This is a genomic window from Exiguobacterium sp. 17-1, assembly GCF_023096305.1.
GTDB classification, from domain to species: Bacteria; Bacillota; Bacilli; order Exiguobacteriales; family Exiguobacteriaceae; genus Exiguobacterium_A; species Exiguobacterium_A sibiricum_A.
The window spans coordinates 107,549-128,890 of record NZ_JALIGJ010000001.1 but is presented as its reverse complement, the minus strand read 5'-3'; the positions used below and the strand labels follow the sequence as shown (position 1 = coordinate 128,890).

The window sequence follows — 21,342 nt, the reverse complement described above, 5'->3', positions numbered from 1 at the left end:
GATTAACGGACGCGTCCGATTTCCGAGACTGCTCTTTCAGCGGTCCGGTCATAGGCCTGGATGACTTTCTGATTGGCTTCGAATTGACGGAGGCCGGCATTCATCTCTGTCATCGTCTGTTCGACTTCGACGTTCCCGAGTTCGAGCACGCCTTGATCGACTTTGACGGCACCGGCGTTTAACGCGTCCGGCGAACGGAACAGACCGTTCCCGGTCCGCTCAAGCGTCTCCGGCTGATTCGTCACGACAAGACCGAGGTTACCGATTGCTTGACCGTTCCCGTCCGTGACGGCACCGTCCGCACTGACGGTGAAATCTTCATTCACGACGTTGAGCGGTTGACCGTCGTCACCAAGGACAAGATCATTTTCCGTCGTCCGCAGGAGACCGTCCTGTCCGACAGCGAACTGACCGTTCGTCGTGTACAGGGTCTCTTCTTCACCGGTCGCAGGATCGGCATGCCGGATCGTAAACAAGGCTGCCCCTTCAAGCGAACTGATTTGAAGATCCGTCGCATTGCCCGTCTCCGTGATCGAACCGAGGGCAAAGTTCGGTGTTGCTGCCTGCATGAAGACACCGGTCGCGAGTTTTCCGACCGTCCCGCGTGAACGGACACCGGATTGTTCGTTGATGCCCGACTGCTGGATCATCATCTCCGGAAAGGTCCGCAGGGACGCCTGATCAGCCCGGAATCCCGGCGTCCGGGCGTTGGCCAGGTTATTGCTTAACATTTCTTGTTGCCGTTGTAACGCCTGCATCGCACCAGACGCCGTATACATTCCTCGTAACATATGTGTTGGCTCCTCATTGACTTATTGTTCAATTCTGTTCCTTAAGTATATCGGTCAATTTTTTGGAAATTCGATGTTTTTTTCAAAATAAGGCAATGAATCTCGTAGATGCATCGAAAGGCCTACCCCTGTTGTTCAAAAACATTTGCTTATTTTTCAACAGACACGATATTTCTAAATCCCATAAATTGTTATAATCAAGTTATAACGATACTAAATGAGGTGAGATTATGCCCTTCTTCAAAAAGAAGAACACAGAATCCTTCATCAACGGCTCTCTGGATTTTAAACAACTGGTCGACGCAACACACTTTCTCGAAAATCATCCGGATGCGGTCTATACCTTAAATTTGGAAGGCCAAATCGTCTCCTACAATCAAAAACTGTCCCTGTTGCTCGGCTATGGCGGAAAAAAACTCCATCACCAATATTTCAGCGACTTCATCACATCCGCTGAAGCCAAGCGGATTGCTCCGCTCAAACAACGGGCCTTAACCGGCGAGACCATTCACTTCACAGCAGAAGTTACCCATCACGACGGGCATCGTTTGACGATGAACGTCACGAATATTCCAATCTATCAAAATCATGTCATCATCGGTGTCTACGGCATTGCCCGGGACATCACTCAACATATCCAGCTTCGACTTCAGCATACCCGACTCTCGGCGAAAGAACAGCTGACCGCATCGCTTCCAGGACTGGCTTTTTTTGAGTACGAAACGACACAGGACCGGCTGACTTTATCGGCTCATTTCGCCTCTTTACTTGATATCTCACAACACCGGCTGACTTCCCTCGATTACGATGAATTTTTATATGAAATTCATCCCGAAGACCGGTCACGCTTTAAACAACAACTGACGCTTCTTCAGACAGGTGAACCAACTGTCTCCTGTTCTTTACGAATGAATCAAACACGTGACTACACACAAGATGTCACGTGCCAAGGGTTGCGTTTCGAAGAAAATTCTCAGGAGCTGTTCAGTTTTCTGTTTCAGGCTGTCGCTACACCCGATAATGAACCGGAACGTGTGCCAGACCGGACGATTCAACCAGAAGAGATTCGCAAGCTCTCTTTATATGATGAAGTGACCGGACTGCCAAATCGGACCCTGTTCCTCGAAGAAGTCGAGCACCTGATCCGGACTGATCATCCGTTTACGATTTTATCGCTTGATTTTAATCAGTTGCATCAGATCAATGAACAGATCGGCTATGAGATTGGTGATCAATGGTTGCGACAGACGAGTCACTATTTAACGGAAACATTACCGGACCTCTATTGCGCCCGCCTTGCCGGCGACCATTATGCCGCTTTGTCGACACAACCGTTCGACGAAGTCATCCTGAAAGAGATATGCCTCAAGTTGTTAACGCTGAACACGACCCGTTTTCAGATTGAAGGCTACGAACTGGCGGCCGAACTTGCGATTGGTCTCAGTCCGTTCCAACATGACGAGACGACGGCAACAGAGTTACTCCAGACTGCCAATCGTGCCTTGTCCCGTGCCAAACTAAAGGTACAACCCGCTTACGAATTTTATACGTCACAGCTCGACCTTGAAATCTATCGTCGTCATCAGCTCGAGCAGAGTCTGCGTCATGCGATCGAACAAGACGAACTGTTTCTTGAATACCAACCCAAGGTCGACATATGGAGCGGACAGATTTTAGCATGTGAAGCTTTGATTCGCTGGGATCATCCTGAATGGGGACGCATTCCCCCACAAGACTTCATCCCGTTGTCGGAAGAAGGTCATTGTTATCTGCCCATCGGAGAATGGGTGCTCGACACCGTCTGTCAGACGATTCAATCCCTCTTGCAACAACGTGTTCTGGTCGTCCCGATTTCAATCAATCTCTCTTCGAATCAATTGCTTCACCGTGACTTCTTCCAAACGATTCGTACGTACCTGCACCGCTATCAAGTCCCGGCGCGGTACTTACAACTCGAGCTTCAGGAAAGCATCCTGTTGCACGAAAGTGAGTTCGTCAAAGAGACGTTGCAGCAGCTCCACCAGTTAGGCATCCAGCTGATCCTTGACGGCTACGGGAGCGGCGTTTCTTCCTTAAGCAGTCTTCAAACGTATCCGATCAGCAGTCTGAAACTTGACCGGTCGTTCGTCGCCCAACTCGAGGAAGACGACCGGTCCGTTCCGCTCATCAAAAGCATCGTCTACCTGGCGAAAGAATTTCAGTTGTCCGTCGTCGCTGAAGGCATCGAGACGCTTAACCAACTCGATCAGTTCCGGAATTTTGAATGCCATGCCGTTCAAGGTTACCTGTTCAGCCGTCCCGTCGGCATCGAAGCGTTACGTCTGCTTTTGAAACAAGGAGTCCTGCAGCCGGTAGAATCGATGAAGAAGTCACCGAAAAAACCGTTGCCGTCTCTACACGGACTTATCTCGATCACACGATTGAACGGAAAGGATGTCAACGTCGGGGCTTCCCCGATCCTCATCACCCGCAGTACGAACCGCTCTGTTCATTTTTATGCGTCAATCCGCCTGCCAGTCGACCATCAAATCGAGCTGTCGCTTCAATTAACGGATATCGTCCATCCGAAAATACTGATTGAACCACTCGCTGTGACTGAACTCGATAACGGACTGTTCCATTATTCAGCCGACTATAAAATCCGTGCCCAGTCAGGTCAAATCATGAAAGCCCTCGAAACGTCCGAGCAACTGAAGCTCGATGAGTTCTTCATGTTATCCTGACATTTCTCACAGATCAAAAAGGCTGTTCCGATGAAAATCGAAACAGCCTTTTTCGTATGCATCATGAATGTTTTTTGCTGAGGACAGCCGTTTGCGTCCGTTCAAGCACCGCGTTCGTGATGACAATCAGACCGGTAAACAGGAACAACGCTTCGAAACCGAAGTGACCGGCAATCTGGCCACCCGCGAGTGGTCCGAGGAAATTCCCCATGAACTGGGCCGACTGGTTGTAACCGAAAATCCGACCCGATGCATTCGCCGGTGTGTGTTTCCGAAGCAGCGCCTGGACCGACGGCATCAAGGCAGCGGTCGCAAATCCGATTCCCATCCGTAAGACAATCAATTGACTCGTATCGGTCACGAAGGCTTGCGGAATCAAGAAGGCTGCGAAGATTAACAAGGCGAAGAACAAGACGCGTTCTGCCCCGATTTTATCCGACAACCGACCGAGCCGCTGGGCAGCGATCAACGCCGCAATACCGGGAGCCGACGCGACGATTCCGGATAACAGGGCCAATCGTTCCGTACCGGGACTGAGTTCCCGGACATACAACGACAGAATCGGACTAATTGATTGAGCCGCGAACTGAATCAGGAACGTCGTCAGGAAGAGGCTTAAAATCAGTTCCGGATGACGCAATGACTGAATGATTTGTTTCGCTGATGCCATCTGCTTCGTTTGCAGCGGCACGAAGTCTTCTTTGACAAAGAAGTACGTGACGAGGAACGTCAGGAAGAGCGGAATGCTCGTAAAGAGAAAAACGGGTCGAAGCCCAATCATATCGGCAAGGAATCCTCCAATCAGAGGTCCGAGTAATCCACCGGCAATCCCACCGGTCGATAATGTACCGAGCGCCCAGCCACTTTTCTCTTTTGGGGTTTGTGACGCAATCAAGGTGATTCCGGCGGAGATGAATCCGGAGACGGCACCCATGACGAGTCGTAAGAAAACGAGTTGATAGACATCCTGCACGAAACTAATCAGGAACATGACGATCGACATGCCGAGGCTTGCGCGGAGCAACATCAACTTCCGTCCTTTTTTATCGGCCAACCGTCCCCAAATCGGTGAGACGATCGCTGCGACAAGGAAGGTCGCACCAAACGCTACGCCGGACCAGGTCGTAATTTCCTGACGTCCGTGGACACCAAGTTCTTCAATGAATAAGGGCAAAAACGGTAAGACTAAACTTAACGCGGCAGCGGTTAAAAAACTACCGATCCAAACAACAACTAAATTTCGTTTCCACAATGGCATTGTGGCTTCACTTCCTTTTTAATGGTAATTCCGTTTCAATACAACAATCTCTAATATACACTTCACAAAGTGAAATGTCTAGGATTTGAACTGATTCTAAGGGCTCCCGGACTATTGGCTTATATCCAAGTCGCACCGGACAACCGATAATAAGATAACTCAATAAGGGAGTGAACGATATGAAACGCTTCATCGTCAGTTTGATTTGTCTTACGATGGTTGCGACGCTTCTGCCTGCCAGAACCGAAGCGGCCGTCACCGTCACGCGTCATACCGTGATGTGGTCAATTCCTGAAGCGAAACAAATTTCAACGAAAGTCACACAGCTGGCAAACAGACAGATGAAACGTGTCTACCTGCATGTCGCTGTCGAGGGTGACCGAACTCTCTACCGCACATTCGTTGAAAAAGCCCATCTTGCCGGAATCGAAGTCTATTTCCTGTTCGGCCAGCCCGCATGGATTACGAATGAAGGGACGACGAACCGACCGAACGTCGAAGATCCGTTAGCCTGGATCAATGTCTATCTTCAAGAAACAATGGAACGTCCGGATGGCATCAGTGTCGATCTCGAGCCTTATGCTTTACCGGCCTGGGAAACGGATCAAGCGGCCGTCATCTCCTCCTACCAACGCTTGCTGACAGCTTTTCACGATGTCAGCTCGTCGCAACGTCTCCCGTTGCAACTGTTCCTGCCGTTTTGGTTCCATACCGTGCCGGATGCTTCCGGGCAACCTCTCAGCGAATGGGCGATGGAACTGGCTGATGAAGTCACATTGATGAGTTACCGGACCGTCTACAGTGGCGGAAACGGTCTCGCTGCGATTACGATGACGGATGCTCTCTATGCCGCCAGTCATCAACACCGTCTGTCTTACGCACTGGAATTCACGGAACTGCCGGAAACACCGAGTATCACGTTTTACGGACAGACACGGACTGCCCTCAATCAACTCGTCAATCAGACGATGAACAGTTCCCTGCCGCCAAGCGCCATCGTCTATCATGATTTTGATGCGTATCAAGCCTTCATGCGTAGTACGCAGTAATCAATAGACCGTGACTTCTATCATGAACAGGAAATACGAATCGATTTTGAACCAGTATCAAAAGAAACTATTTTTTTGAACGCAAAGAGGCTGACTCCAAACGGAAGATGTCTCTCTATTAAAATTCATCACACTTTTTCGCCGTGAATAATAAAAATTTGCAGAGCAATGGCCGATCATCCCGTCAAAAGATAGGATGATCGGCCATTTTTGATTGATAGAGGACGGAGACTTTCATCCTCGACTCTTATGGGAAAAGGAAGCGTGGTTAACGCTTCCGTCAGGAATAGGTAAGACCCGGCATGACCGCATGGAGTGCGGGATGCCGCGGCTTACCTTCCGCCCATGGAAAGCGAGGATGTCGGAAACGTCCGACACAAGGATTAATCTTGGCGTGACTTATGAGTCAGCTTCTTGTTTAATTCGCCTTATTTCCCTAGATGATCCAGCATGATCCCTGTCCCGCGTGCGACACATAACATCGGATCTTCTGCAATGAGGACCGGAAGTCCAAGTTCTTTCGCCAGCAACTGGTCGATGCCGTCAAGCAACGCTCCGCCACCCGTCAGGATGATCCCGCGATCGATGATATCTGCCGCAAGTTCCGGTGGTGTTTTCTCGAGGACACGTTTTGTCGCTTCGACGATTTCCATTGCGGCTTCCGCCAATGCTTCATGCATCTCCTGCGATGAAATCGTGATGTTGTCCGGGAGGCCTGTCACGAGATTCCGACCACGAATGTCCATCTCTTCTTGACGCCCCTCGTCTGAAACGGTCGCAACCGTCATCTTGACGTTTTGAGCCGTCCGTTCTCCGATAATCAATTTATGATTGTCCTTGATGGCACGAATGATATCATGATCAAACCGGTCTCCGGCGACTTTGATGGTCTCACCGCAGACGATATCACCCATCGACAGGACCGCGACATCCGTCGTCCCGCCACCGATATCAATCACCATGTGTCCGGCAGGCATCCAAATATCCATCCCTGCTCCGACAGCTGCGACTTTCGGTTCGACTTCAAGGAAAACGGTTTTAGCGCCTGATTTTTCACCTGCTTGACGAATCGCTTTCGCTTCGACCGTCGTGATGCTGGCCGGTGTACAAATCAACATCCGGACTCCACCGAACATACTTCTCACTTCAATTTTATCGATGAAGTGGCGTAACATCGCTTCCGTCATCTCAAAATCAGCGATGACACCATCGCGTAACGGACGGATGGCGACGATGTTCCCCGGTGTCCGGCCGACCATCTGATGCGCTTCCGTTCCGACAGCATGAATCTTTCCTGTTGCTTTATCAATAGCAACGACCGATGGCTCATCGAGTACGATTCCCTTACCTTTTACGTGAATGACGACATTTGCCGTCCCTAGGTCAATTCCGATATCCTTTGTCAAAAACATCTCGCGTGATCTCCTTTATCCACTGGCTATTATTCCAAAATTTAGAACGTCGTTTGGACGTCTAACCCATTTATGTATACATACCTTTCAATTCTAGCACAGGGGAACAAAAAGAGACGACTTTCTTTTGAAGAAAGTCGTCAAGAATATAAAGGAATGAAATGAGAGCTTAAAGCTTCGCCGCTGCCGTCTCTTCGATGGCAACAGTTTCTTCCGTGATACGCTCGACATCTGCGCCGAGTGCTTGTAATTTAAGATGGAAATCGACATATCCGCGATCGATGTGATGTAATGCACCGACACGTGTTTCGCCTTCAGCAATCAATCCTGCCGTGACAAGTGCTGCCCCTGAACGAAGGTCCGTTGAAAGGACTTCTGCGCCTTGAAGCTGGATCCCGCCTGTGATGATTGATGAACGTCCTTCGATTTTGATATCAGCGTTCATGCGACGGAATTCTTCGACGTGCATGAAACGGTTTTCGAAGACTGTTTCCGTGATAACAGAAGTTCCTTCTGCTTTTAAGACCAATGCCATCATTTGCGCTTGAACGTCTGTCGGGAAACCAGGGTGTGGCATCGTCTTGACGTCGATCGCAACGAGTTTCTTCGGTCCAATGACACGAAGTCCTTCTTCTGTGTCTGAGATTTTAACACCCATCTCTTCCATTTTCGAAATCAATGGACGAAGGTGTTCACGCTCAGCACCGATGACCTCAACGTCACCTTCCGTGATTGCAGCTGCAATCATGAATGTACCGGCTTCAATCCGGTCTGGAATGACATAATGGTTGCCGCCATGAAGTTTTTCGACACCTTCGATGCGAATCGTCTCTGTACCAGCACCGCGGACTTTTGCGCCCATTGCGTTCAGGAAGTTTGCGAGGTCGACGATTTCCGGTTCTTTCGCGACGTTTTCGATGACTGTCGTACCTTCAGCAAGTGTCGCTGCCATCATGATGTTTTCTGTCGCACCGACTGACGGGAAGTCGAGGTAGATTTTTGCACCTTGCAGACGACCGTCGACGTGTGCTTCAACGAATCCGTTACCGATGATTGTTTTTGCGCCCATCGCTTCGAATCCTTTTAAGTGAAGATCGATTGGGCGTGAACCAATCGCACAGCCACCCGGCATTGCGACACGCGCACGACCGAGACGCGCAAGGAGTGGTCCCATGACAAGAATGGACGCACGCATCTTCCGAACGTATTCAAGTGGTGCTTCGTCTTTCAATTCTGCTTCTGCATTGACCGAGACTGTGTTTGCTTCGGCATCGAATGTGACTTCTGCGTTCAAGTTCCGTAAGACGTTGTTGATTGTATACACGTCTGCTAAACGGGGAACGTTTTGAAGGACCGATGTACCTTCTGAAGCAAGCAATGTTGCGACCAATGTTTTCAAGACTGCATTTTTTGCACCTTCTACTTTTACCGTTCCAGCTAATTTACGTCCGCCACGGACAACGATTTTTTCCATTACTCATACTCCTCTGCTTTCGTTTCTGTTCTATTATTTTAATTCGCGATTGGTGTGAATCATAGTTGAAGACCAACGCATGATAGAAGAGAAACACTCTGTAGTTGTTCTCTCATTCCAAATCCAACACGACTTTTCAGCTTCACAATGGTTACGTTTCTTCATTATAAGAATACTATCCTGTTCCATACTAAATCAGATTGATGATTTAGGGTTTACAACGAAGTTACAAGTTCACCCGACTAAGAACTGGAGACGCTGTGCGAATCCTGAATAATCGAGCAAAAAGCGGGCAATCAGCGAACCGAGCGCCACGGCAAGCAACACGCGTAAGACAACCGCCTGTGGTCCTTTCGGATGTTGCAGGAACTTCTCCCATTTGACCGGAAGGAGTGCCCACCAGGCAAAGACAATCGCCGTTAAATAGACGAGCATACTGATTAATGCACTTAAACCGATTGACGTCACTGCTACTGCACCTCTTCTGTTCAGGTTTTTCCAACCTTACCATGATTTCATACAATGAATGATTGCGCAAACAAAAAGGCACAAGATAATTTATTTTATCCTATAAAATATATTATGAAAAGATGATTATGGAAAATTCCACATAATAAGATTGAAAAATGTGTGAAGAGGACACATATAATGTACTTTTACTTTTTTGTCCGTTGTTAAACCTGAATCTACCAATGGATTTGTGAAAACGGTTGTCCTACAGAAAATCATTGACCTGTCCTAAAAAAGACCCGGCTTCCATGACGGAAACCGGGTCTTTTTAACTTGGTCAATCGCGACCGTACTCTTTTAGGTTGAGACGGTTAATTGCGCGTTTCAATGAAAGCTCAGCGCGTTTGAACTCAAGGTCTGATAATTTCGTGTCCTGGAGGCGACGTTCTGCCCGGACTTTCGCAGCCGACGCACGGTCGTAATCGACCTTGTCTGCTGCTTCAGCCGTTTCAGCAAGAACTGTCACTGTATCCTGGCGCACTTCCATAAAGCCACCGCTGATAGCGATCAACGTGCGTCCGCCATCTTCGTGGCGCAACTTCAAGATGCTGATGTCGAGTGGTGTTACGAGCGGTACGTGGTGCGGGAGAACCCCGATTTCACCAGATATCGTTTTCGCAACGACCATACGGACATCGCCATCATACACTTCGCCATCCGGGGTGACGATATTGACATGAAGTGTGTTCATCTCAAGTCCCCCTTATGCTTTGTCACTTAGACAAGCGTCTTCGCTTTTTCAATCGCATCTTCGATTGGACCGACGAGACGGAATGCTTCTTCCGTTAAATCATCGTGTTTCCCATCGAGGATTTCTTTGAAGCCGCGGATCGTGTCCTTAACCGGGACGTACGATCCTTTTTGTCCTGTGAACTGCTCAGCTACGTGGAAGTTCTGCGACAAGAAGAACTGGATACGACGCGCACGGTGTACAGTCAACTTGTCTTCTTCAGACAACTCGTCCATACCGAGGATCGCGATGATATCTTGAAGTTCTTTGTAACGCTGAAGTGTTTCCTGAACTTGACGAGCGATACCGTAATGCTCTTCGCCGACGATTTCCGGTGAAAGGGCACGTGATGTCGATGCAAGTGGATCCACGGCAGGATAGATACCCATCTCAGAGAGACGGCGCTCAAGGTTCGTCGTTGCATCCAAGTGGGCAAACGTCGTTGCAGGAGCCGGGTCAGTATAGTCATCGGCTGGTACATAAACCGCTTGGATCGATGTAACCGAACCTTTGTTTGTTGACGTGATACGCTCTTGAAGCATACCCATCTCTGTAGCAAGTGTCGGCTGGTAACCAACTGCAGATGGCATACGGCCGAGAAGGGCCGATACTTCTGAACCTGCTTGTGTGTAACGGAAGATGTTATCAACGAAGAGAAGAACGTCTTGTCCCTGCTCATCACGGAAGTATTCTGCCATTGTCAAACCAGTCAAGGCAACACGAAGACGTGCGCCCGGTGGCTCGTTCATCTGACCGAAGACCATCGCTGTTTGTTTGATAACGCCTGAATCCGTCATCTCGTGGTACAAGTCATTCCCTTCACGCGTCCGCTCACCAACACCTGCGAATACCGAGATACCGCTGTGCTCTTGTGCGATGTTGTTGATCAATTCCTGGATGAGGACGGTCTTACCTACACCGGCACCACCGAAGAGACCGATCTTACCACCCTTGATGTAAGGAGCGAGTAAGTCAACGACTTTAATTCCTGTTTCGAGGATTTCAACTTTTGTTGAAAGGTTATCAAACGTCGGTGCTTTTTTGTGGATCGGAAGACGTTCCACGCTTGCATCGAGTTCTTTTTCATCAATTGGGTTACCGAGTACGTTGAAGACGCGACCAAGCGTTGCTTCTCCGACAGGTACCGAGATTGGAGCACCAGTGTCCAGTACTTCCACTCCACGGCGTACACCATCCGTAGAATCCATCGCAATGGTACGGACGACATCGTCACCAAGGTGCAAGGCGACCTCAAGCGTCAAGTCGATAGCCACTTCTTCTACTGTTTGCGGCGTATATTGAATACGAAGCGCATTGTAGATCTTCGGCAAGTGTCCGTCGAACTTAACGTCGATGACAGGTCCCATGACCGCGACGACGCGGCCTTTTAAACCGAGTTCGTTCATCGTGTTTCCTCCTAGCTATCATTACGCCGAGTGGATTACTGCTGGGCAGCGGCTCCACTGACGATCTCTGTGATTTCTTGCGTGATTGCAGCTTGTCGAGCCCGGTTGTAGACGAGAGTCAATCGACCGATCAAGTCATCTGCGTTATCTGTCGCACTTTGCATTGCTGTCATACGTGACGCATGTTCTGCTACTTTCGCGTCAAGAAGCGCACCGAAAATCAAGCTCTCCGCATAACGCGGAAGGAGTTCAGCCAGGATTTGTTCCTCGCTTGGCTCGTACTCATAAGTCGTCGAAGACGAAGCTTCGATTTCTCCGAGCGGGAGAAGGGTTTCGACTTTCACTTCCTGGCTGATGACAGACATGAAGTGGTTGTAGCACAGCTTGAGTTCGTCGATTTCGCCGAGCGTGAACGCACTCACTGTACGCTTCACGATTTCTGCGACATCGACATACGAAGGAGAATCGTTTAGTCCTGTGATCGCATCCGTGACCGTAATTCCGCGTGAACGGAAGAACTGGACACCGACTTTACCGACCACGAACAAGACGTAACTGTCCGTAGTATGCTTTTCATTGATTTCCCGGTAGACTTCACGCAGCACGTTGGCGTTATATGCACCAGCTAAGCCGCGATCCGATGTGATGACGATATAGCCTGTCTTTTTGACAGGACGTTTTTCGAGCATCGGATGGCTAGCACCTGTCGTGCCATTCGCAATGGTTCCGAGCACTTCCTGCATTTTCAGCATGTAAGGCTGGAACTTCGCGCTATGTGCTTGAGCGCGGTTCAGTTTCGACGCCGAAACCATGTTCATCGCTTTCGTGATCTGTTTCGTACTTTTCGTCGAGTTGATCCGCATTTGTATCTCGCGCAACGATGCCATTTCGATTCACCACCTTGTTAGTATCAAGAGCGTTCCGCCGAGCCTAAGAGAAATCTCTTAGACTGTCGGTTGGAACGTTTTCTTAAATTCTGAGATTGCAGTAACGAGTTCTTCGTCAGCTGGAAGGTTACCTGTTTTACGGATCTCATCGCAAAGTTGTTTGCGGTTTTGATCGAGCCAAAGGTTGAGTTCCTTTTCAAAACGACGAATATCTGAAACGGCAACATCATCAAGGTGACCACGAGTCAAGGCATAGATGATGATGACTTGCTTATCGACAGTCAACGGTTGGTTAAGGTCCTGTTTCAGAACCTCTACTGTCCGCTCACCACGGTTAAGCTTCGATTGTGTCGCTTTATCAAGGTCAGATCCGAACTGTGAAAAGGCTTCTAGCTCACGGTAAGAAGCGAGGTCAAGACGGAGCGTACCCGCTACCTTCTTCATCGCTTTCACTTGAGCCGAACCACCTACACGCGATACCGAGAGACCCGGGTTGATCGCTGGACGGACACCTGAGAAGAAGAGATCCGATTGAAGGAAGATTTGACCATCCGTGATCGAGATAACGTTTGTCGGGATGTAAGCCGAGATATCCGACGCTTGTGTCTCGATGAACGGAAGTGCTGTTAAGCTACCTGCGCCAAGTCCGTCGTTCAATTTCGCCGCACGCTCAAGGAGACGTGAGTGAAGGTAGAAGACATCACCCGGGTAGGCTTCGCGGCCTGGTGGACGCTTCAGAAGAAGCGAAAGCTCACGGTATGCCGCTGCTTGTTTCGAAAGATCATCATAGATGACAAGAACGTGCTTGCCGAGATCCATGAAGTGTTCACCCATCGCTACACCAGCGAATGGTGCGAGGTAAAGAAGTGGCGCCGGCTGTGAAGCTGCTGCCGAAACGACGATCGTGTAATCAAGTGCACCGTTTTTACGGAGTGTTTCAACAACACCACGGACCGTTGATTCTTTTTGTCCGATTGCGACGTAGATACAAATCATGTTTTCTTCTTTTTGGTTGATGATCGTATCGATGGCGATCGACGTTTTACCCGTCTGACGGTCACCGATGATCAACTCACGTTGTCCACGACCGATTGGAACGAGGGCATCGATTGCCTTGATTCCCGTCTGAAGTGGTTCGTGAACCGATTTACGTGCCATAACACCAGAAGCTTTACGCTCGATTGGGTTATAGTGTTCCGTTTCGATTGGACCAAGACCATCGATTGGCATACCGAGTGGGTTGACGACACGTCCGAGGAGCGCGTCTCCTGTTGGTACTTCCATGATGCGGCCCGTACGGCGAACAGAGTCGCCTTCTTTGATTTCAAGGTAGTCACCAAGAATGATGATACCGACGTTGCCTTCTTCTAAGTTTTGCGCCAAGCCCATTGTGCCGTTAGCGAATTCTACGAGCTCTCCCGACATGACGTTGTCGAGTCCGTGTGCACGAGCGATACCATCACCGATTTGGATGACTGTACCTGTCTCGTTCACTTCCATCGTAGAACCGTACTGCGCGATACGCGCTTTAAGCAGGGCGCTGATTTCTTCAGCTCTAATGCTCATGCGTTTCACCCCTATTTTCTTACGCTTTTAACAGCTCACGCTCAAGTCGCGTTAGTTTCGTTTCGATCGTGCCATCATATGTCGTGTAACCGATTTGAACACGAAGTCCACCGATTACGTTCGTATCAACAACATTTTCTACTTCAAGCGTTTTACCTGATTTTTGGCCAAACGTTTCCTTCACGTTCGTGAGTTCTTCGTCTGACAGTTTGTATGCACTTGTCACGATTGCTGTCGCAACGTTACGGTGCTCATTCAACAACGCGATGAAATGCTCTGGTAATGACAATACTTCCGATGCCCGGTCGTTTTCGACCATGACGAGGATTGTATTCAAGACAATCGTATTGAAGCCTGTGAAGCTCGTCTGAAGGACTTGCTTCAGCTCTTCTGCAGAAATCGACGGGTTTTCTAAAACCGATGCGAGCTCTGGTGTTGCGTGGAGCACTTCGCCGAGCGTTCGCACATCAGCTTCTGCTTGGTCGAGCACGTGATGCTCAAGTGCAAGATCGAAGAGCGCTTTTGCGTAGCGTCCCGCTACGTGGTCACGCATTAGTTCGTGCCCTTAGTGTCAGTAAGGAATTGGTCGACGAGTGCTTTTTGAGCCGCTTCGTCTGTCGCAAGCTGTGTTTTCATGACATGGCGTGCTGCAGCGATTGCTTGAAGAGCAACATCGTTCTTCAAAGCAGCTTGTGCTTCAGCGCGTTCACGTTCGATTGCACGGCGAGCTTCTTCCTTGCTCATTTCTGTTTCAAGACGTGCCTGCTCCATCGCACGTGCTTGTTCTGCCTCGGCTTGACGGCGTGATGCTTCTAACAGGTCACGTGCTTCCGTACGTGCCTTGTTGAGTTCTGCTTGTTGTTGTTCTACGTAGACTTCAGCGTCTTTCCGGCTTTTTTCAGCCGAATTGATCTCGCTAGCCACATGCTCTTCCCGCGCTTTCATCATGTTGACGAGCGGGCCCCATGCGAATTTCTTCAAGAGGATGAGGAGCAAGAGGAAAACGACGATCGTGACGATCATGTTAGCAAGTAAGAGGTGACTACTTTCGCCGCCTGCTTCTGCCGCAAGATACGTTAGATTCATTCGATTACACTCCCCTCGTGGTTGGTCCTACTTCAATATCTACATAAGGGAGCCGTAGCCCCCATGACGGTTCACTCTAATGGAACGAATAACGCCCTATGTAGCTCAGTTCTTGGTACGTAAGATTAAATACGGATTAAGAGTTGAGGAGAAGGAAACCGACCGCTACACCGATGATTGGAAGTGCCTCAACGAGACCGATACCGATGAACATTGTTTGACGAAGTTCGTTTTTGAGTTCTGGCTGACGTGCTTGTCCTAATACTGTACCGTTTACGATAAGACCGTTACCGATACCTGCGCCGAGTGCGCCGAGTCCGATGATGATCGCTGTTGCAATAAGTTCCATTATGAATTGCCTCCCTAGATTGTGTTCGAAATTTGGTCGTGCGATTATCGGAAAAGCAGATGCTTTACCTTCGAATTAATGGTCGTGCGCTGCCTTATGCCCGATGTAAACCATCGTTAAGATAAGGAAGATATACGCTTGGATTGCTCCGATGAAGAGTGAGAATCCTTGCCAGATCAACATTGGGATCGCTGACAGGATGACACCGACTGGTCCGAGGAATTGGAAATCGTTCGTTCCAGAGATGATACCGATCGAGAGAATGATACCAATCATGATCTCACCCGCGAAGATGTTACCGTAAAGACGAAGACCAAGTGTCAACGTGTTTGCGAACTCCTCGATGATGGTAATAATGAACATCGGCGTCATAAACGTTTTCGCATACGAGCCGAAGCCGCGCATTTTCACACCGTAATAATGGCTCATGACCACTACCATAGATGAAAGTGCAAGTGTCACATACGGATCTGCAGTTGGTGAGTTGAACCAAATGTAGTGACCCGTCACAACGTTAAAGGGAAGACCCATTAAGTTGGACACGATGATGAATAGGAACAGTGTCATTCCGAAAGTTAGGAAGCGACCCCCTGTTTTCCAGTCCATCGTGCTGCTGATGATTCCGCGAACGAACTCGAGGAACATTTCCATCACGTTTTGAGCACCGGTTGGCTTCATCACAAGACGTCGCGTACCGGCCACGGCAATCAGGAAAACGAGAGCAGCTGCAATCAGCACTGTGATCAAGTTTGTCCAGCTACCGTACAGAACGAAGTCGCCCCAGAGTGGGATTTCGTAAAGTGGCATTTCGTGGTTCATTTGATTATTCACCTCTTTTCCCGCTTAAGTTCGTGAGTAAAATACTCACAAAATTGTATGACGTGGCCGGCGAGAAGGCCTATTACCACCGCAGTTAATGACAATTCGGCTTCATACTTCAAGCCGATCATCACACAGAGTACCGCGACCGCCATGCGTGATACGGTCCCTCGAGACATCGGCTTGCGCCCACGCTCGATTACACGATACATTCGATCGACGCTTAATCGTTGAAGCGTCAAGATCATGAAGCTACCTGCCCCACCCAGTGCCAGTCCATAAATCACCGGATCACTTGGATAACCGACAAGTAACAGAACGGCAAGGATTCCATAATAGAGTCCGAACCATCTTAAGTACGCACGATACAACGCATCTTGAAGGATGATATTCATGTCTTGTCTCCTAACAAGTGCCTGATCATTGCGATCATGCAGAGAATTCCGATGAAAATCCCGATGAACACTGCAAACGTCGCGCCCATCTTTTGCCACCAGTCCTGCTGTTCCCCATAGTTCCCAACAAGAAAGCCGATGACGATCGGTGCGGCTAGTGCCGTCGAAATTTGCGAGGCCATGACCATACTCGTCGCGAGCCCTTTTTGGCGCACTAGAGACGACCCCCTTTTCCCAGTTGTGAGTTCTTTTTCTTTCCCACAATTTGCGGATTTTCATACTAGTCAAGAATACAATGAGAACCATTTCATAGTCAAATGAATTCACAATTAAAATGGAGCCGTAAAACCATTGTATATCAACAATTGATAAGGTTTTCACAGAGGTGTCCCGTGCCACTCTTTTCACGAAGATGTGAAGAAAATATGTAGTACTATCAACGTTTATCGAGATGGTTCACTAGGTGAACAAAACCATTGAACAGTAACGTTATATCGTCTTTCGGAATGAGAAACAAGTCGTCTAAATTTGATTTGTGTCGATTTTGTGAAAAAACATTTTTCATTCACAATTGTAAACGCTTCCGTTTCGGGACATAAAAACGTCTCTGACATCTGTTTGTAACAAAGCCGGTCGACGATTTCCAATTCGTCTCGTGTGTGCCTTGTCACAGCTTAAAAATTCACGGGTGAGTTTCTATTTTCAAGGTCATGATGCGGCTCTTTTTTACAAAAAACATATATTTTGCTCGTCCGTTCGAGCTAATCCTATGCTATTTTCATTCATTCCCCATGATTTGAAAACGATTGTCCACGATTACCGATCTGTGGTAAAAAGAAGTCAGATTAACCAAAAGGAAGTGAAACTCATGGAAACCGAACGCTTTCGTGTTCAGTGCGGGGATTGCTTCGGACTCTGTTGCACGGCCCTTGCGTTTTCCGCCTCAAGCGATTTTGGTCATGACAAACCGGAAGCGACACCTTGCCGGAATTTAGATACGGATTACCGCTGCCGGATTCACGACCGGTTGCGCCCGAACGGATATAAAGGATGCACCGTCTATGACTGCTTCGGTGCCGGTCAACAGATTTCGCAAGTGACATTTCAAGGTGTATACGATGAAACGACGAAACCCGCCATGTATACGCTCTATCCGAAAATGGTCCATCTGCAGGAAATGATGTGGTACCTGACAGACGGCATCCGACCGGCCACACGCTCGATTCATCATCTGCTAGAAAATAAGCTGGCTGAACTGGATGCAATGACCGGTTCTTCTCCGGACGAGCTTGCGGCACTCGATCTCGATCAAGTACGGGCAACCTTGCTACCGCTCTTTGCCCAAATCGAAGAACTGGTTCAAACGCCGTTTTCAGGGACGAGCAGACGCTCACTTCCCCGCGACTGGATCGGGAAAAATCTTGCCGGACAGGACTTCTCCGGCATAAGTGTCCGCGGCCAGTTTTTGCTCGCGGCAAACTTATCGAACAGCCGGTTGCGCGGCGTCAACTTCCTCGGTGCCGACCTGCGTGACTGTCAGTTGGCTGGAGCTGATTTGACCGATGCGTTGTTTTTGACGCAGGCACAGGTCAATGCGGCACAAGGAGACGCCAAGACACGTCTGCCGGAACGGTTGCTCCGCCCGTCGCACTGGACGTAATGACATGGTATTCACTATTCTCTAACAAGAGTAAACATAAGAGTCATACTATCTTAACAGTCGTTCCGTCCTCTTCCTCATGCAGGAGTCGCATGAAACGAGGACGTTCACGATATTTAGAAAGGTGATCTGTTGTGTTCCATAAAAGGACCGGTGCCTCCGTTTTTGACGGTAGCACCGGTCCTTTTACTGTATGTCTAAACTTTCGTCAGTTTTCGACTTTAAACGGCTCAAACGCCGCATCCTGATTAAAATGTTCTAAAATCGCCGCCGCAATCCGCTCTGAGGCGTGACCATCTCCGTACGGATTCGAGGCCTGAGCCATCTTGTTATACGCTGTTTCGTCTTCCAGCAACTCACTCGCGAGACGGTAGATCGTTTCTTCATCCGTTCCCGCCAGCTTCAATGTTCCCGCTTTGACGCCTTCCGGACGTTCCGTCGTATCACGTAAAACGAGAACCGGAACACCAAGTGACGGGGCTTCTTCCTGAACGCCGCCGGAATCCGTCAAGATGAGATGGGCCCGGCTCGCGAAGTTATGGAAGTCAAAGACGTCGAGCGGTGGAATCAAGGTGATGCGGTCGTGTCCTCCGAATACCTCACTCGCTGCTTCCTGAACGACAGGATTCAAGTGGACCGGATAGACGACATGAATGTCCGGATGGTCGTCGACGAGACGCCGAATGGCCCGGAACATCTGATGCATCTTCGCACCTAAATTTTCCCGCCGGTGGGCCGTCATCAGGACGAGCCGTTTCGAACCGATCTGTTCGAGAACGGGATGGACATAATCCGGTTGGACCGTCGTTTGCAGGGCATCGATTGCCGTGTTGCCGGTCACGAAAACGCCTGCGTGTCTGTTTTCCGACGCCAGATTCGCTGCTGCCTGTTCGGTCGGCGCAAAATGCAGATCGGCCAGCGTCGAGGTCAATTGCCGGTTCACTTCTTCCGGAAACGGTGAGTACTTATTGTAGGTCCGAAGTCCGGCCTCGACATGACCCACGGCAATTTGATTGTAGTAGGCAGCAAGGCTGCCGACGAACGTCGTCGTCGTGTCACCATGGACAAGGACAAGATCCGGTCGGACGTCCTTCATGACGGCGTCGAGTCCTTCGAGGCCACGTGTCGTGATGTCGACCAAGGTCTGCCGCGCTTTCATGATGTTCAAATCGTGATCGGGTGTAATCTGGAACAGCTCCAAGACTTGATCAAGCATTTCCCGGTGTTGGGCTGTGATCGTGACATGGACATCAAATGCAGGATTGTTCTTTAAGACGTTGACGAGCGGTGCCATTTTGATGGCTTCCGGTCTTGTGCCGAAAATCGGCATGACTTTGATGGGCATACGGACTTCCTCCTTCTTGCTTCTGTTCTTATTAAAACATATTCCAGATCACGTGCGCAGTGAACGCTCGTGGCAACTCGTACAAAAAAAGGCACTCCCTTCACAGGAAGCGCCTTTCACTCTGTTGATTACTTTGTACCAAACAGACGGTCACCCGCATCCCCGAGTCCGGGAACGATATAACCATGGTCGTTCAATTTCTCATCAAGTGCCGCAAGATAGATATCGACATCCGGATGTTCTTCCTGAATACGTTTGACGCCTTCAGGTGCCGCACAGAGGCAAGCGAGCTTAATGCTTTGTGCACCCTGTTTTTTCAAAGAGGAGATTGCGTCAGCAGCCGAACCGCCTGTCGCAAGCATTGGATCAACGACGACGAAATCACGTTCTGCGACGTCAGTCGGTAATTTGAGATAGTATTCTGTCGGCTCAAGTGTTTCCGGATCACGGTAAAGACCGATGTGTCCGACTTTGACGTTCGGCATCATGCGGAGCATGCCGTCTACCATCCCAAGACCGGCACGAAGAATCGGAACGATTCCCAGTTTCTTGCCCTCGATCATCTTTTGCGTCGTTTTCGTGACCGGTGTCTCGATTTCAACGTCAGTAAGTGGAAGGTCACGTGTGAGTTCATATGCCATCAATGAAGCCACTTCGTCGACAAGCTCCCGGAATTGTTTCGTTCCTGTTTCGACTTTACGCATGATCGTCATCTTGTGCTGAATCAATGGGTGATCAAATACATGTACTTTACTCATTGTTTTGCATCTCCTCTCCATTCTCTTTTCGCATTGTACTCCAAAAAGCAACTGCTTGGGAACTGTTTTCTTCGAATCAATCTCCCAGTGTACTCTTACCTTGAAGAATTGCCTTCGCAGCATATGACCATTCGTTATCCGGTTGTTTCGCTAATTCCTGTAATGTCGTTTTGTAATTGCCGACTTTATTTTTTTGTTCGTAAACCGCCTGCATCCATAAGACATCACTCATGTAACCGGATTCCGGGAAATCATTTCGATACGCAATGTAGTCACTTTGTTTGGTTTCTTTCAGCTTTCCGGCGGCAATCAATTTATAGAAACGTGCCATACCGGCTGTTTCTTTGTTCGTCAGAACATTTCCCGTCAACAATTGGTTCGCCGTTTTATACTCTTTAGACTGAACGGAAGAAACTGCCTCTTGAAGTGCTTGTGCCGGTTCCTTCTTTGACGATTGCAACTCTGTTTGTTCCGTTTCTTTCGATTGATCCGCTTTCGGCTTTTTCGTCGTATTCTTTTTTTCTTCAGATGCCGTCATCTTCTCATTTTTTTGCTTAAGCTGTTCGACTTCTTTTTCTAAAGACGCAAGTTTTTGTTCAACGTTCGTTTGCTCGGAAGCTTTTTTAGGCGGAGCTTCCTCGGAAAAATCAATCTGAGTGATTCCGACGGCCAATAGACCAGCTACGACGATTCCACCTAACCATAACGGATTGCTCTGAAGATTTTTTTTCCACGACTTCAGTTGCGAATGGTTCTGTACAGCAGAAGGATATGCTAAAAAACGTTTTCGGGCCAATCGTTTCCCACCGATTTTCCCTGCAATCGCCAATCGATAACGGTAAATTTCTGCCGGTAACGGTAAAAGTTTCCACTGCCTGAAGCGTGCATCGGCTTGTTCATAAAACCCCGCTTGTTCCATGATGACAATCGCTTTAAAATCTTCAACCAATCGTTTATAGTCACGTTTGGATAAACTTTTATCTTCCAACCATTTCGTAATCTGTGCCGTATTAATCGTTTCCAATTCTGACTGTATGAATTTAGATAAGTCCATCGTTTAAATCCACCCTTAGATTATTCGTGTTCAGTTCAGTATATCAAAAATACTGCTTCGACTTTTATTT

The 21,342-nt window shown here is 48.8% G+C and carries 21 protein-coding genes; 3 read left to right on the top strand and 18 right to left on the bottom strand.

Translation table 11 applies throughout. From position 1 onward, the window contains the following. Positions 1 to 2: 2 nt before the first annotated feature. Positions 3 to 791, bottom strand: a complete 789-nt coding sequence (locus MUN34_RS00670) for a flagellar hook-basal body protein (RefSeq protein WP_026827357.1) — start codon at positions 789 to 791, stop codon at positions 3 to 5. A 230-nt stretch (positions 792 to 1,021) separates the two neighbouring features. Between MUN34_RS00670 and MUN34_RS00665 the strand changes: the two genes are divergently transcribed. Then, positions 1,022 to 3,514 carry a bifunctional diguanylate cyclase/phosphodiesterase gene (locus MUN34_RS00665; protein ID WP_247856593.1) on the top strand — a complete coding sequence of 831 codons (2,493 nt, stop codon included), beginning with the start codon at positions 1,022 to 1,024 and terminating at the stop codon, positions 3,512 to 3,514. Between the two features lie 61 nt (positions 3,515 to 3,575). On the opposite strand, the gene MUN34_RS00660 is transcribed toward MUN34_RS00665, so the two are convergent. After that, positions 3,576 to 4,772, bottom strand: a complete 1,197-nt coding sequence (locus MUN34_RS00660; protein ID WP_247856592.1) for a multidrug efflux MFS transporter — start codon at positions 4,770 to 4,772, stop codon at positions 3,576 to 3,578. Between the two features lie 179 nt (positions 4,773 to 4,951). Between MUN34_RS00660 and MUN34_RS00655 the strand changes: the two genes are divergently transcribed. Further along, complete coding sequence (locus MUN34_RS00655) at positions 4,952 to 5,821, top strand: hypothetical protein (protein WP_026827354.1); 870 nt, start codon at positions 4,952 to 4,954, stop codon at positions 5,819 to 5,821. A gap of 428 nt (positions 5,822 to 6,249) precedes the next feature. On the opposite strand, the gene mreB is transcribed toward MUN34_RS00655, so the two are convergent. The 13 genes from mreB to MUN34_RS00590 all read right to left on the bottom strand — a co-directional run bounded on the left by mreB (position 6,250) and on the right by MUN34_RS00590 (position 16,670). Further along, entirely contained in the window at positions 6,250 to 7,233 is a 984-nt protein-coding gene (mreB, locus tag MUN34_RS00650; RefSeq protein WP_214849862.1) for a rod shape-determining protein MreB, read from the bottom strand. Positions 7,234 to 7,402: 169 nt separating this feature from the next. Further along, positions 7,403 to 8,707 (bottom strand): UDP-N-acetylglucosamine 1-carboxyvinyltransferase, encoded by a 1,305-nt coding sequence (gene murA, locus MUN34_RS00645; RefSeq protein WP_026827352.1) that lies wholly within the window; start codon positions 8,705 to 8,707, stop codon positions 7,403 to 7,405. A gap of 234 nt (positions 8,708 to 8,941) precedes the next feature. Beyond that, a complete protein-coding gene (locus MUN34_RS00640; protein WP_012371538.1) occupies positions 8,942 to 9,175 on the bottom strand; it encodes a DUF1146 family protein in 234 nt (77 codons plus the stop codon). Between the two features lie 319 nt (positions 9,176 to 9,494). Then, the gene (locus MUN34_RS00635; protein ID WP_012371539.1) at positions 9,495 to 9,908 is read right to left on the bottom strand and encodes a F0F1 ATP synthase subunit epsilon; all 414 of its coding nucleotides are present in this window, start codon (positions 9,906 to 9,908) and stop codon (positions 9,495 to 9,497) included. A 26-nt stretch (positions 9,909 to 9,934) separates the two neighbouring features. Then, positions 9,935 to 11,353 carry a F0F1 ATP synthase subunit beta gene (atpD, locus tag MUN34_RS00630; RefSeq protein WP_026827351.1) on the bottom strand — a complete coding sequence of 473 codons (1,419 nt, stop codon included), beginning with the start codon at positions 11,351 to 11,353 and terminating at the stop codon, positions 9,935 to 9,937. A 35-nt stretch (positions 11,354 to 11,388) separates the two neighbouring features. Then, complete coding sequence (atpG, locus tag MUN34_RS00625) at positions 11,389 to 12,240, bottom strand: ATP synthase F1 subunit gamma (RefSeq protein WP_012371541.1); 852 nt, start codon at positions 12,238 to 12,240, stop codon at positions 11,389 to 11,391. Positions 12,241 to 12,297: 57 nt separating this feature from the next. Continuing rightward, a complete protein-coding gene (atpA, locus tag MUN34_RS00620) occupies positions 12,298 to 13,806 on the bottom strand; it encodes a F0F1 ATP synthase subunit alpha (protein WP_026827350.1) in 1,509 nt (502 codons plus the stop codon). 19 nt (positions 13,807 to 13,825) lie between these two features. Further along, the gene (locus tag MUN34_RS00615; RefSeq protein ID WP_012371543.1) at positions 13,826 to 14,359 is read right to left on the bottom strand and encodes a F0F1 ATP synthase subunit delta; all 534 of its coding nucleotides are present in this window, start codon (positions 14,357 to 14,359) and stop codon (positions 13,826 to 13,828) included. After that, entirely contained in the window at positions 14,359 to 14,892 is a 534-nt protein-coding gene (gene atpF / locus MUN34_RS00610) for a F0F1 ATP synthase subunit B (RefSeq protein WP_247856591.1), read from the bottom strand. The genes MUN34_RS00615 and atpF overlap by 1 nt, the downstream gene beginning before the upstream one ends. A gap of 136 nt (positions 14,893 to 15,028) precedes the next feature. Further along, on the bottom strand, positions 15,029 to 15,241 hold the full coding sequence (gene atpE / locus MUN34_RS00605; protein ID WP_012371545.1) for a F0F1 ATP synthase subunit C: 213 nt from the start codon (positions 15,239 to 15,241) through the stop codon (positions 15,029 to 15,031). A 75-nt stretch (positions 15,242 to 15,316) separates the two neighbouring features. After that, positions 15,317 to 16,060 (bottom strand): F0F1 ATP synthase subunit A, encoded by a 744-nt coding sequence (atpB, locus tag MUN34_RS00600; protein ID WP_026827347.1) that lies wholly within the window; start codon positions 16,058 to 16,060, stop codon positions 15,317 to 15,319. Positions 16,061 to 16,068: 8 nt separating this feature from the next. Beyond that, on the bottom strand, positions 16,069 to 16,455 hold the full coding sequence (locus MUN34_RS00595; protein ID WP_012371547.1) for an ATP synthase subunit I: 387 nt from the start codon (positions 16,453 to 16,455) through the stop codon (positions 16,069 to 16,071). Beyond that, positions 16,452 to 16,670 carry an AtpZ/AtpI family protein gene (locus tag MUN34_RS00590; RefSeq protein WP_012371548.1) on the bottom strand — a complete coding sequence of 73 codons (219 nt, stop codon included), beginning with the start codon at positions 16,668 to 16,670 and terminating at the stop codon, positions 16,452 to 16,454. The genes MUN34_RS00595 and MUN34_RS00590 overlap by 4 nt, the downstream gene beginning before the upstream one ends. Before the next feature lie 653 nt (positions 16,671 to 17,323). Between MUN34_RS00590 and MUN34_RS00585 the strand changes: the two genes are divergently transcribed. After that, the gene (locus MUN34_RS00585; protein WP_247856590.1) at positions 17,324 to 18,115 is read left to right on the top strand and encodes a pentapeptide repeat-containing protein; all 792 of its coding nucleotides are present in this window, start codon (positions 17,324 to 17,326) and stop codon (positions 18,113 to 18,115) included. A gap of 208 nt (positions 18,116 to 18,323) precedes the next feature. Here MUN34_RS00585 and wecB read toward each other — a convergent pair whose 3' ends face one another. The 3 genes from wecB to MUN34_RS00570 all read right to left on the bottom strand — a co-directional run bounded on the left by wecB (position 18,324) and on the right by MUN34_RS00570 (position 21,272). Continuing rightward, on the bottom strand, positions 18,324 to 19,460 hold the full coding sequence (wecB, locus tag MUN34_RS00580) for a non-hydrolyzing UDP-N-acetylglucosamine 2-epimerase (RefSeq protein WP_247856589.1): 1,137 nt from the start codon (positions 19,458 to 19,460) through the stop codon (positions 18,324 to 18,326). A 128-nt stretch (positions 19,461 to 19,588) separates the two neighbouring features. After that, the gene (gene upp, locus MUN34_RS00575; protein WP_012371551.1) at positions 19,589 to 20,218 is read right to left on the bottom strand and encodes a uracil phosphoribosyltransferase; all 630 of its coding nucleotides are present in this window, start codon (positions 20,216 to 20,218) and stop codon (positions 19,589 to 19,591) included. A 76-nt stretch (positions 20,219 to 20,294) separates the two neighbouring features. Further along, on the bottom strand, positions 20,295 to 21,272 hold the full coding sequence (locus MUN34_RS00570; RefSeq protein WP_247856588.1) for a hypothetical protein: 978 nt from the start codon (positions 21,270 to 21,272) through the stop codon (positions 20,295 to 20,297). Positions 21,273 to 21,342 lie beyond the last annotated feature (70 nt).